Annotated in this window: 7 protein-coding genes and 1 pseudogene; 3 read left to right on the plus strand and 5 right to left on the minus strand. The window is 54.2% G+C overall.

The genetic code is table 11. The annotated features are described in order from the left end of the window. The first annotated feature begins 489 nt into the window (after positions 1–489). A complete protein-coding gene (locus tag QZJ86_RS07300) occupies positions 490–1998 on the plus strand; it encodes an ankyrin repeat domain-containing protein (protein ID WP_301937716.1) in 1509 nt (502 codons plus the stop codon). Here the strand turns inward: QZJ86_RS07300 and QZJ86_RS07305 are convergent. Continuing rightward, on the minus strand, positions 1995–3362 hold the full coding sequence (locus QZJ86_RS07305) for a DUF3999 family protein (protein ID WP_301937718.1): 1368 nt from the start codon (positions 3360–3362) through the stop codon (positions 1995–1997). The two genes, QZJ86_RS07300 and QZJ86_RS07305, sit on opposite strands and share 4 nt — an antisense overlap. Beyond that, the gene (locus QZJ86_RS07310; RefSeq protein WP_301937720.1) at positions 3359–5869 is read right to left on the minus strand and encodes a DUF2339 domain-containing protein; all 2511 of its coding nucleotides are present in this window, start codon (positions 5867–5869) and stop codon (positions 3359–3361) included. Before QZJ86_RS07310 ends, QZJ86_RS07305 begins: the two co-directional genes overlap by 4 nt. Positions 5870–6080: 211 nt before the next feature. Here QZJ86_RS07310 and QZJ86_RS07315 point away from each other — a divergent pair, with 211 nt between their 5' ends. Beyond that, on the plus strand, positions 6081–7688 hold the full coding sequence (locus QZJ86_RS07315; RefSeq protein ID WP_301937723.1) for a methyl-accepting chemotaxis protein: 1608 nt from the start codon (positions 6081–6083) through the stop codon (positions 7686–7688). Between the two features lie 212 nt (positions 7689–7900). Further along, positions 7901–8812 (plus strand): DMT family transporter, encoded by a 912-nt coding sequence (locus QZJ86_RS07320; protein WP_301937725.1) that lies wholly within the window; start codon positions 7901–7903, stop codon positions 8810–8812. Positions 8813–8876: 64 nt separating this feature from the next. Here the strand turns inward: QZJ86_RS07320 and recN are convergent, their stop codons facing one another. The 3 genes and pseudogenes from recN to QZJ86_RS07335 form a co-directional block, all read right to left on the minus strand. After that, positions 8877–10562 (minus strand): DNA repair protein RecN, encoded by a 1686-nt coding sequence (gene recN, locus QZJ86_RS07325; protein ID WP_301937727.1) that lies wholly within the window; start codon positions 10560–10562, stop codon positions 8877–8879. Positions 10563–10566: 4 nt separating this feature from the next. Further along, complete coding sequence (locus QZJ86_RS07330; protein WP_301937729.1) at positions 10567–11448, minus strand: NAD(+) kinase; 882 nt, start codon at positions 11446–11448, stop codon at positions 10567–10569. A gap of 604 nt (positions 11449–12052) precedes the next feature. Beyond that, positions 12053–12643, minus strand: a pseudogene (locus tag QZJ86_RS07335) (transposase); the annotation flags it as partial. Positions 12644–12647 lie beyond the last annotated feature (4 nt).

Raw genomic sequence — 12647 nt, forward strand, 5'->3', positions numbered from 1 at the left:
GCGAACGGCAGTTGATGGCCGAACCGTGCCGTTCCAGATTTCATAAATTCTGACGCTGAAAATCTTGGAAACGGAGCGATAGCGAAGTGAAGATTTTTAGTCCGCGATAGCCGTAGCGCCGGGCGGGTTTTCGTAGTGAAGCGGAGAAAACCTGCAAGGCATCGCGAAACGGCGTCAAGTCATGCGAGAGCCAATGTTTCGACCCCTTGTTGGGTCGAAACGAGGTGACGCGGACGAATCGGGGCCGCCGGAGGCATAAGCGGTCGCGTAATTTTTGCCGCTTGATTGGGCTGGGATGCCCAAAACAAGCTTTCGCAAAAATAGCGACTCCCCGAGAGCCGACATTTTTGCTTTGTAGCAGATTATGTTAGGCGTTATAAAGTCTATCCATGCCTTTTGATCCTCTGTGTAGCGGCGCGTACGTGCTCCTTATTCAGCCGTGCTCAACTGTGGCTTCGTCAAACGATAACGCAATTACAAGGTGATACGATGAATGGAAAAACCGGACAGTTATATGCTGGGCTCGACAGAATCAGGAAACATCCTGTCTTTGCATTGATGGTGTTTATCGGTACCGTGGTGATTGCGTTGGCAACTTTTACCGATTCGATCAAGAAACTCACCGAGCTTACCGAGGCGGTCTCTCCCGAACAAGCTCGGGGGAGGCTTGTGAAAATGGCTGTTCCGTTCGATAGCACCGCGTTTGTGGAAGCGGCGGCAAAGGGCGATTTAGCCACGGTAAAACTATTTTTCGCGGCGGGAATGGACGTCAATGCGGCCGCCGAAAACGGCGAATACGAACAATTAACCGCGCTGATGGCGGCATCTCTTCGAAACCGCTTGCCTGTCGTCGAAGTATTGTTGGACGCTCACGCCGATGTCAATACGATATACCAAGGCACCGAGACCGCATTGTCGTTAGCGGCCGACGACGAAAAAATAGTCAAGCTTCTGCTTGCTCACGGCGCCGATGCCGATACCATTAGCGGCGCTTTTTCCAGCGCCGCGTGTTTGGGCGACCTCAAGCGCGTGCAATATTTTTGGCCTCTTCTCAAGACGCCGACCCAAGCGGTCTCCAATGCGTTTTCGGTAGCGACCGGTTGCGTGGATTCAAAACCGGTCAGTCAAGAAATCGATCAAGGCAAGGCGGCGGTGATTGATTTTCTGTTGCAACATGGTGCTGATATCAATACTCGGCGAGAAGGCTGGGGCGCGCTACATATCGCCGCTCATAACGGAATGCCATTAGTCATACAAACTTTGTTGGCAGCGGGCGCGGATATCAACCAAAAGTGCGAATGTTCCGGTTTTCTGGGTGGGGGATGGACAGCTTTGGCCCTTGTCCTCGATTCTTCCAGACGCGAAGACGAAAGCTTTAAACAAGTGTTTGATTTGCTTATCGACCGGGGCGCGGACGTTAATGCTGCCAATAACAGCGGGCAAAGCGTTTTGATACAGACAATAGAAGCTGGCGATGAACGGAAGGCTATGAAGTTGATCGATAAAGGCGCGGATGTAAACGCCCGAATTCTGGCCAGTTTGGATCAAATCCGCGTTGCGGGTACCACACCATTGATGTTTGCGATGCGCGAGTCCGGTATGAAAGAAGTGGCGCTACGTTTACTCGATCAAGGTGCGGATGTGAACGCAAGTAATGAAAATGGCTGGACGCCTTTAATGTGGGCGGCGTGGTCTGCCTACAACGATCCGAATTATATTGATATTCTGTTGGCGCATGGCGCCCGAATCGATGCCAGAAATAACGTGGGCAGATCCGCATTGATGCTGGCCGTTATCAAGGGCAGAGACGATATCGTCGCTATCCTGTCGGCACACGGGGCTAATACAAAAACGCCGGATACCGCGGGGAAAACCGCCGGAATGCTCGCCGAAGAAAATCTTGAAGGCCAGCGAAAGACCGCTATGCTGGCGTTGCTTGCCGAGGCTCAGCCCAGTCGGGAGTCCGAGCCCCGCCAGGCTAACAATACGCACCATTAATCATCGGTTTGATCGCCAAGCCGCTTGCTGACTCTAAACAAACTCCAGCTCAGCACGATCACCATCAGGCCTATCGCCAAGCCCAGAAACCAGCGGCTGTTCAATAGTTCGCCAACATCGAATTTAGCTTCGGCGGCTGCCGCGGCAGTTTCCGGGCCGAGATCGGCGGTGCTGCTTTGATAACCACGACGCAGCAGCTCTTGGATAGGCGCGGTGTCGTAGCGCGGCGGCTCGGCCTGGGTCGAGCCATATTGCAAGCGATAGCTTAGTCCGGCTTGCGGCAGGAACAATAATTGATAGCCGTGGCCGGTGCCGGTAATGGTGTTGACGTGTAGCGGCGGATTGTCCTGGTTTTGAATCACGATACGGTAACGCGGCTGACGTTGCTCCGGAAAACCGATGCTGGTTTGGTCGCGGTTGATGTTTTGAAAATGTAAAGCTTCCAGCGTGCCATTGGCGATGGTCTGCATGCGGGTTTCGATGCCTTGTTGCAGCGGGATTTGTACTTCCGCAGAGCGGCTGAAATTGGGGGTGTTGATTTGCAGCGTAAAGCCGGTCAAGGGTTGGTGCAAAGTATCGATGTCGATCGAACTGGTTTTATATTCGGCATCCTGAGTGATCTTGAAGCCGGGCATAGCGTAATCGAACTGGCTATCTTCTGCCGGCAATGTCTCGCTGTGGCTATGCCAAAGTTCGATACGCTCGATATGCAGCGGTTCGGTCTGGTGTTGGCTGGTTTCGCTGCGTTGCAATTCCTCGCTGCCCCGTAGGGTTCGGGTCAACTCCAGCAACTCGGCCACCCGGGTTTGTGTCGCTTTGGCGACGACGATTTTAAATTGCCTAAAGCTGTTGGCGGGGATGGCGACATCGCGGTTGCCGACGCTCATATAACGCGAGTAATCGTAAATCAACGCGTTGTCGACCAATAGCTGCCAATTTTCACCGTCGTTGGAGCCGTGGATTTGCAAGGCGTATTCGAAGTCGACTTGCGGGGTGACCAAAGTCAGGCCATCGGCATTCGCGGCATCTTTGTCCAGCTTGACGGTGACGACGAAGCCTTCGTCGCCGAATTTTTGCAGGTCTACCGTTTCGCTACGGCTGGACAGGCGGCGGGTCACGGTTTTCTGGCTGGCGATTTTTTGCAATAGATACGGCGTCTCGACGCCGTTCTGATCGGTCAGGCGCAGATCGCGAAAATCGGCGGCACTGTTGGCATAAACCGCGCTGTCCAAGGTCACAGCCAACAGCGATTGCTGGCCGCTATCCTGATAGGTCACGGGCCGGCTGAATCGGTAAGCCGGCGCTTCGGCGGCCTGAACCTGGGCAACCAATAGGCAAAATAAGCAGATGAATCGGGTGATCATGATGGTGTCTCGTCGGTGTTGCCGGTAAAGGTTTGTTGATAACGCATATAAAAAAACGCGCCGCCCAGTGCCAGCATGCCCAGCACGATGAAGGCGACGATCCGGTAGATTTGTTCCAGTCTGGCCAAATCGATGAAAAATACTTTCCAGGCGACCAAGGCAAACAGTGCCAAGCCGGCCAAGCGCAAACTGGAGATTCGGCGTTTGATGCCGTTGAATACCAGCGTCAGTGCGAATATCGACCACAAGATCGATACACCGCCGGACCGTAAACCCGGCACATATTGATACAACAGTGAGTTGATTTCCAGGCTCAGAAAGGTAAACAGCAAGACTAAAGCCGCGCCACCCAACCAGTCGCGGAGGTTGCCGCTATCCGTATCGGCCTCGTTAAACCGACGGAAAGCGAAAATCAAAAAACCGATGATCGCGGCAAAATCCAGCAAGCGCATCAAGGCCAGCTGAAACGAATAGCCGCCGCCGTAACGCAAACTCAATAGGCTATCGCCGACAGCGATATGGCCCAGGCTAATGTCCCAGGATGGCAGATCGAAGAGCAGCAATTTTAGCGCAACGCCGATCAGGAATAGTCTGAGCGCTTGCAGCAGCCAGCCGCCGGCGCCGGCCAGATAACGCATCAGCAGCAACCAGCACATGACTAGCCAAACCAGTGTCAATACCGGTAATTGCAGCGGCGGATACAGATACGCAAAGCTGCGGTATAGCTCCAGTTGCAGCACGACGAACAGCATGCCGGCCACGACAATCAATGCCGTTTGCAGCAGCCAGTTATCCTTCAGCCATAAGGGCACGTCGTTGCCGGGGTCGCAAGCTAGCGGCAAGGCTGGCTCGGGTTTTTCGATCAGCTTGTAGGCCAGCGCCAGGGACAGGATCGGAGTGCCGAAGCTGATGACCCGTTCCAGCAAGCCCAGCAAAAACGCGCCGAACGATTGTTGGCTATCCATTGCGATGCCGTATTGGTCGGGCAGATCGACAAAACAGAAACGTATCAGCACGATCAGATACAGTAGATAGGCGACCTGCTGCAAGAATGCGCTGCGCAGTTTGCCGGCCATCCATAGCATCACCAGGGCTTGCAAAGACCAACTGACGGTAATCCATTGATTGGACAGCAGCAACGGCAGCGTGATGGTGACGAAAAACGCCGCCAGGCCGATGAAGCTGACCAGCAACTCCCGATCCGCCACGCGTCGGGCCAGGCAATAATAAACATGACCGACATAAAACGCCGCCAGCGCCACGGTCAGCAAGGCGGTCCAGATTTGGCCGTAGGCTTCGTCTATCAAGTCATAAGCGGTGCCGAAGAAGATCGCGGCGTTGGCGATCAGAGCCAACAAATCCAATAGCGTCGATTTAACCCGGTTGACCAGGCAAAACATAAACACCGTGGTCGAATACAACACAAAAAAGCCGGTCAAGAATGGCAATACCTGCCAGAAATATCCGACTTCGTAGCGTTGCATCGCCCCGAAAAACAGCAGGTAATTGAAGAAAAAGCTCAGGAAATTTAATAAATGCCATTGCTTATACCAATTGATCGCCAGGATGCCGACACCGAGCAGCAACATGTAACTGAACAAACCGGGGAAGTTGACTTGACCGGTGGACAGCAGCATCGGCGTGCAATAACCGCCGATGATCGCGAATATCGCCACCAGCATCGAATCCAGTTTGATTGCCAAAAACGCGGCGCAAGCGGTGACTAAAATCATCAACGAAAAAGTCGGATAGACGTCCAGCAGATGATAAAAACTGTGCGCGGCAAACACGCTGAAATACAGCACCGCGATACCGCCGCCCAGCAAACCTTGGCTGAACAGATGATAGGTGCCACCTACCAGACGCACGCCGCCGATGATCATGCCGACGCCGGTCAGCACCGTCAGCGCCACCCGCGCTTGCTCGCCGAGCAGGCCGTTGTCGATGGAGTATTTCAGGAAAAAGCCGATGCCGGTAACCAAAATCAACACGCCGATGCGCAGCAGCCAGTTGCTGGCCACCGCATATTCCATCGTCACGCCTTCCGGCCGGTGGCCTTCGCCGACGATGATCCAGTTCCAGATTTCCTTCAGGATTTTTTGGGCGGCCAACTCGAAGCGGCTGGGCTCGGCGGGTTGCCAGGTGCTTTGATTCCAGGGGTTATCGGCGGCGGCTTCAGTGTTTTCGGAAACGGTTTCGATTGGTGACGGCGTGGGTGTCGTTATGATTTCTTCTGCACCGCTGTCGAATAAGGTTTGTTCTGCCGGTGTTTGCAGTTCGAACAGTGCCGGTTGCGGCGGCGGTTCCGCGACGGGTTCTAACTGGCCTTGCGCCAGTTCCTGCAATAGCTTGCGATCTTCGCGCATGGCGGTTTCCAGGCTGCGCAAGGTCTGATTAATTTCATCCTGGTTGCGTTTTTGGCGTTTCAATAGCACAAACAACATCACGGCCATCGCGATGGGCACCAAGATCAGTACAAAGGCAATAAATCCAAAAAATTCGTCCACGGCTACTCTCCTGGGCTGGACAAACGGCAGGTAATAGTTTTTCCAATCAGCATAGCCGGATGTCTGGCAGATTGCTATTAATGGCGCGCGGCCCCTCGTTTTGATTTATCCTTAGACGGACGGCTAAGCAGCGTTCGGCATTCAGGATTTTGAAAAGCTGCCGATTATTACCTGTGAGTGTTCCATTATTTCATCGCGACTTGCTGATTACATGACTAATAACTCGACTATCCAATCCAAAATTCTATTGAGCATTGCTAGTGTTTTTTTGTTGCTCATGTTCGTCAGCACACTGTTTATGGCCGATCGGCAGAAAGACATGGTGCAAAGCCTGGCGACCGATAAGGCTAGGGACATTGCCAACAGTTATTTCGACGGCATCAATACCCTGATGTTGACTGGTGCGATGGCGCAGGGAGAAGTATTGAGGGACAAAGCGCGCTCGCATGCCAATGTGACCGAAGTACGCTTGATTCGCGGCAAGGGAATTTTGGATTTTTACGGCCCCGGTAAAGCGGAGCAAAGATCGCTGGACAATCTGGACGAAAGAGCGCTGAGCGGAGAGCGTGTCACTAAGCATGGTGACGATAGCAATGGCCGTTTGGTGACCGTGCTGGAGCCGATCCAGGCGAGAGTCGATTTTCGCGGTACCAATTGCCTGACTTGCCATGCCGTTCCCGAAGGCACAGTGTTGGGCGCGGTGCGGGTGTCTTATTCGCTGGCCAATCTGGATGCGCAGATCAATCGCGATTTAGTGATCGCCTCCGGCATCTCGCTGGTGATGTTTGCCGGCGGTTTGTTGCTGGTCAATATGCTGATGCGGAGGATCGTGGTCAACCCGCTGGTAACCATGCGCGATACGGTTAACGCCATTGCCGGACAATCCGACTTGCGCCAGCGTTTGCAAATCGAATCCGGCGACGAAATAGGCCAAGTCAGCGAGTCGTTTAATACCATGTTGACCAACTTTGCCGGTAGTTTGGGGCAGGTGTCTTCGGTCAGTCAGCAATTGGCTTCCGCGACCAGTCAGATTTCCAATGTGGCGCGGCAAACTTCGCAAGCCGCCAGTCAGCAACGTAGCGAAACCGAAACGGTGATTCAGGCCATTCATGAGTTGGAAAGATCGGTACAGGACGTGCGTAGCGGCGCCAGCGGCGCGGCGGAAGCCTCGGTGGAAGCCGATCAACAGGCCGCGCAGGGGGCGGCGACCACTAAAAACGCGATTAACGGTATCAACGAATTGGTTAACGAAATCGACCGTGCCGCGGAAGTGATCAAACGCTTGGATCAAAAAAGCAACGGTGTCGGCGCGGTGCTGGACGTGATTAAAGGTCTGGCCGATCAGACCAACCTTTTGGCACTGAATGCTGCGATTGAAGCGGCCAGGGCCGGTGAGCAAGGCCGTGGCTTTGCCGTGGTGGCCGATGAAGTGCGTACGCTGGCGACGCGATCGCACCAGGCGACCGAGGAAATCGAAAATATCATCGAACAATTGCAACGCGAAGCCAAGGATGCGGTGACGGTGATGGGTAATGCCAAAAACAGCGCGGAGCTGCGCCGCGAGCAGGTGCAAAGCGCCGATCAGGGTTTGAGCGCGATTGCCGAACGGGTGACGCAGATTCGCCAGTTGAACTCACGAATGTCGCAAGCCGCCGATAATCAAAGCCGGGTGGCGCAACATGTCGGTCAAAGCATCGCCAATATTGGCCAATTGACCGAGCGTACCGCCCAGGACGCCGGCCAAACCAACGCCGCCAGTAATGAGTTGGTGAAACTGGCCGCGCAATTGAACGAACTGGTCGGGCAATTCAAGCGTTAGGTTGTTGGGTAGCGATTGACAGTGATATTGGCCTAACGATATAGTCCGTCGCCATGAACGATTATCTTTCTATTTCAAAAAAGCACCGTTGGCTATGGGCCTTGCCTACCGCCGCGGTGTTTGCGTTTTTTTAAAAAAAATTCAAGCAACTGCGGGTCTTGCCGCAGTCGCTATGCCACTCGCCTAAGGCCCGCACCCACCCAGGAGGCCCAATGGCAACAACGACATCAATCTCTCTATCCAATCGCAACCGTTTCTTGGGCTTTGGCCTGGCGACCTTGGCGGCCATTGGGTTTTCCGGCAAGGCGATTTTAGTGAAACTGGCATATTACCAACCGGTTGATGCGGTGACGCTGTTGGCCTTGCGCATGCTGTTCTCAGCTCCATTTTTTCTGGTTGTCGCCTGGCGCCATGCCGGTCAGAAGCATCTGACGCCGCTCAACGGCCGCGATTATCTAGCATTATTGCTGTTGGGTTTGCTGGGTTATTACTTATCCAGTTTATTCGACTTTATCGGCTTGCAATACATTTCCGCCGGCCTCGAACGGCTGATCCTGTTTTTGTATCCGACCATGGTGGTCGTGTTGTCAGCAGTATTATTGGGCAAAGCCTTCGGCCGCAAGGAAATCGTCGCGTTATTGCTCAGCTATGCCGGTATCGGCGTGGTGTTTTTTGATGAGTTGAATATTCAATCCGAACATCTGCTGTTGGGTGCCGGCTGCGTGTTTGCCAGTACCTTGACCTACGCCGCGTATCTGATCGGCACCGGTGAAACGGTGGCTCGCATCGGCGCCTCGCGCTTTACCGCTTATGCGATGCTGGTGGCTTGTGCGGCGACGCTGATGCAATTTTTATTCACCCATCCGCCGCAGGCTTTACTGCTGCCGATGCGGATTTATCAATTGAGCTTGGTGATGGCGATATTCTCGACGGTGTTGCCGGTGTTCATGCTGTCGGCAGCGATCCGGATGATCGGTTCAAGTCACACTTCGCTGATCGGCTCGCTAGGGCCGGTGGCGACTTTGTTCATGGCCAGCTTTTTTCTCGGTGAGGAGTTGACAGTTGCGCAAATTGGCGGCGCGGCGCTGGTGATGGCGGGGGTGTTGAGTCTGTCGTTGAAATGACGCCCTCTATTTCGCTTTGCTCAATCGAGGCTACGCTATCGTTCCCTCTCCCTCCGGGAGAGGGTTAGGGAGAGGGCGCCAAACCGCCCGACACCAACATCTCCCGCGCATGCGCAAGGGTGTTTTCGGTGATGGTGACGCCGCCCAGCATTCTAGCCACTTCGTTGACGCGTTCTTCGTCGCTCAGTCGTCTGACAGTGGACGACGTCACGGCCGCATTTTGGTTTTTGGCGACGAACAAGTGCTGATGCGCTTGCGAAGCCACTTGCGGTAAGTGAGTGACGCACAATACCTGGCGGTTCTTGCTCAAACGCCTTAATTTCTGACCGACGATCTCGGCTATGCCGCCGCCGATCCCTGAATCGACCTCGTCGAAAATCATGGTTGGCGTGGTCTTGTCGGTGCTGGTAGTGACTTGTATCGCCAAGCTGATTCTCGACAACTCGCCGCCGGAGGCGACCTTCGCCAGCGGTTTGGCCGGTAGACCGGGGTTGGTGCTGACCAGAAATTCGAGGCTGTCCACACCGTTGCGCTGCGGTTCGGCGTTTTCTTGAGTGCGGAGATTGACGATGAACTCGCCGTGCGGCATGCCCAGTTCCTTGATCGTGTCGGAAATGCGTTGCTGCAACTCCGTGCCGGCTTGGCGGCGGCTGGCGGACAGCTCGCCGGCCAGTTTGCGGTAATGGCTTAGCAGTCGTTCGCAATCGGCATTCAGGCTTTCGATGCGCTCGCTGCTGTGGCTGAGGTTATCCAATTCGCTGGCGAAGCGCGTAGCCAGCTCCGGTAATTCTTCCGGCTGAATTTTATGCTTGCGGCTTAAGCGTTGAATCACACCGATCTGGCTTTCCAGCCAAGTCAGTTGTTGCGGATCGGCTTCCTGATTTTCCAGGAAGCGGCGCAATTGCTGGGTGGCCTCGCCGATCTGGATTTCGGCATCGCTCAATAATTCGGAAACAGCGTTCAACTCGCCGGCATATTGCGCTAACTCGTTGATCGCGTGAATCACATGGCCCAGCATGTCGGCCACCGATTGCTGGTCGTTGTCGTACAAAATATCCAGCTGTTGTTGGCCGACGCCGAGGATTTTGCCAAGGTTGGCCAGTTTGTTATGTTCGTCGGCCAGCGCCTGGTAATCGAAATTTTCCAAATCCAGTTGCTGCAACTCGTCCAGTTGATAACGCAGCAATTCCTCGCGTTCGGCCTGATCGCTACCGGCTTTTAATAGTTGATGCAGTTCCTTATGCGCTTGTTTCCAGTTTTGGTAACAGCTATTCAGATTGTCCAGCAAGGTCTGGTTGCCGGCGAAACCGTCCAGTAGCCGGCGCTGTTCCTCGCTGTCCAGCAGCGTTAGATGTGCGTGCTGGCCGTGAATTTCCACCAGTTGCCGGCTCAAGCCTTGCAGGGTTTGCAGATTGACCGGGTGGTTATTGATATAAGCCTTGGAGCGGCCGTCGTCGCTGATGGTGCGGCGGATCATGCATTGGCCATCGTCGTCCAGCTCGTTGGCCTCTAGCCATTGTTTGACCAGCGGCGCTTTCGATAGGTCGAATTCGATATTCACTTCGGCGCGCTTGCTGCCCGGCCGGACATAGCCGGAGTCGGCGCGGTCGCCCAGGGCCAGTCCCAGTGCGGTCAGCAAAATCGATTTGCCGGCGCCGGTTTCGCCGGTCAGTACCGACATGCCGGGTTCCAGGTCCAAATCCAGCGCGTCGACGACCGCCAAATCGATGATATTCAGGTTTAACAGCATGGCCTTAGGCGGGGTAGCCGCTCCAGTTGAGTTTGCTTCTTAAAGTATGGAAAAAATCGTGATCCGCAGGATGCAAAATTTTAATCGGTTTGTCGGATTTTTTGATGACGATTTTGTCGTTGATCCGCACGTCCGGAATCTCCAAATGGTCGCAAGTGACCAGCGCATTGATCTGTCTGATCTGGCTGAAACGAATTTCGATTTCGACGTTATCGTCGATCACGATAGGCCGGTTCGACAAGGTATGCGGGTTCAGCGGCACTAGCACCAGCGCGTTCAGCGCCGGATGCAGAATCGGCCCGCCGGCCGACAGCGAGTAAGCGGTGGAGCCGGTCGGCGTGGCGACGATCAAACCGTCCGAGCGTTGGGTATTGAGATAAACCCCGTCGATGCTGGTGACGATCTCTATCATGCTCGGCGTCACCCAGCGATGCACCACCACCTCGTTGACGGCGGTTTGCTGATGAATAATTTCGCCGTCGCGGATGATGACAGTGCGCAAGCGTTGGCGCTGCTCGGTCTTGAACTGGCCGGCGAGAATCTGATCGAGGCGGCTGGATAGCTGTTCGGGAGAAATATCCACCAAAAAACCCAGCCTGCCGAGGTTGACGCCCAGCAATGGAATCTCGAAATCGGCAGCGGCACGCGCTGCGGCCAGGAAGGTACCGTCGCCGCCTACGGCGATAATCAAATCGCAGTGTTCCGGCAGGCGCTCGATATGCACGCCCACTACCTCGCTATCGTCAATCAAACCAGCGCTTTGGCTATCCACCGCCAGACCGTGGCCGCGATTTTGCAGATAGTGATAAAGCTCGTTAAGCGTCGAGGCAATGCCGGGATCACCGAACTTGCCGATGATGCCGATGCGTTGGAAGGGGGTTGGCATGGTTGGGGTGGTTATTTTTAAGTAAGTTCGATTATAGGGGATTGTGTTTTTATTCGGTAGCGTTGAATTGTTTTGTGTCGCTAGCGCGACGGGTGTTTGGATGTCGGTTCTCGGATCGACGACCGAGATACTTTCGCTACGAAAACCATCCATGGTTTTCGCCCTGCGGGCCAGCCTATCGGCTGTTCAAATTCGCTCCAGGCGAATTTGTGCTCCGCCAAAAGAAAGTATCCAAAGAAAAGGCGGCCTGGATGCCGCTTGTTCCCTGCGCTCCGAAGCTTTCGCCGAGGGTTGACGAAAGGGGCTTCCTGCCCCTTCGTCAACGCGATGCATCCATGCATCGCCCCTTCGGGCTGATCCTGTCGAAAGCTCCGGTGCTCGGCGCGGCATACGGGAGAAAACCATCCGAGAATTAGCAGAGGGATCGTATAAATTTGATTTTGAACAGTTACTGAATTTTAGGAGCCAAAACCTATGGAATTTGGGAATACATTCTCTATCGATAGGGCTTTCGTTTTGAGATATTTAGTCGCCCCTGAAAAAGCCGAAATTTTCATAGATACTTGGTTTTATGCAGTCAGAAAGAATTGCTCGACTGATGAAGTCATCCCAAGCCGAGACAGTAGCTCCCAAAAACGAGGCAAAAAATCCTCAACCGCCTGAGGATCATACGGATGTTGTGGCCGGCACCACAGAGGATGGCATGCAACGCATCGCCCACTTCGCCTTTCAGGTAGTTGCGCCCCAATAATCCGTCGTTCTTCAGGTGGCCGATGATCGGTTCGATAGCGTTGCGACGTTTCAGGGCCCGTTTGAGACGTCGAGTATCCACGCCGCGCTTTTGTCGGGCTTTATAAATCGTGACTCCTGGTACCTCGACGCCCCGATAACCCAAATCCACAAAGGCTTCTTTGGCGCGGGTACCGCTTAGTATCTCTGCCTGTTCCAGACACGACTCCAGGGTATGTCCATCATAAGGATTGCCAGGAAAGCTGCGAGCGCCGAGCACGAAATTGCTTTTGTTGGTGACGGTGATGCCCACTTTGACGCCGAATTCATATTTTTTGTGGACTTTGCCTTTGGCAATGCATTCCACTTCCGGGGCATGAAAGCTGTACAGCTTGTTTTTATCCTGGGGTTGCTGATTCAAAATCCGTTGGGTTTTTTCCAGCGTCTCTTTGAACGCACCTTTGACGATT

This window comes from Methylomonas montana (assembly GCF_030490285.1).
GTDB lineage: Bacteria > Pseudomonadota > Gammaproteobacteria > Methylococcales > Methylomonadaceae > Methylomonas > Methylomonas montana.

What these genes read in the sequence shown, in the direction of transcription:
- QZJ86_RS07320 (WP_301937725.1), top strand. Translation starts at nt 7,901, where the DNA reads ATGGCAACAACGACATCAATCTCTCTATCCAATCGCAACCGTTTCTTG.
- QZJ86_RS07300 (WP_301937716.1), top strand. Translation starts at nt 490, where the DNA reads ATGAATGGAAAAACCGGACAGTTATATGCTGGGCTCGACAGAATCAGG.
- QZJ86_RS07330 (WP_301937729.1), bottom strand. Translation starts at nt 11,448, where the DNA reads ATGCCAACCCCCTTCCAACGCATCGGCATCATCGGCAAGTTCGGTGAT.
- QZJ86_RS07315 (WP_301937723.1), top strand. Translation starts at nt 6,081, where the DNA reads ATGACTAATAACTCGACTATCCAATCCAAAATTCTATTGAGCATTGCT.
- QZJ86_RS07305 (WP_301937718.1), bottom strand. Translation starts at nt 3,362, where the DNA reads ATGATCACCCGATTCATCTGCTTATTTTGCCTATTGGTTGCCCAGGTT.
- recN (WP_301937727.1), bottom strand. Translation starts at nt 10,562, where the DNA reads ATGCTGTTAAACCTGAATATCATCGATTTGGCGGTCGTCGACGCGCTG.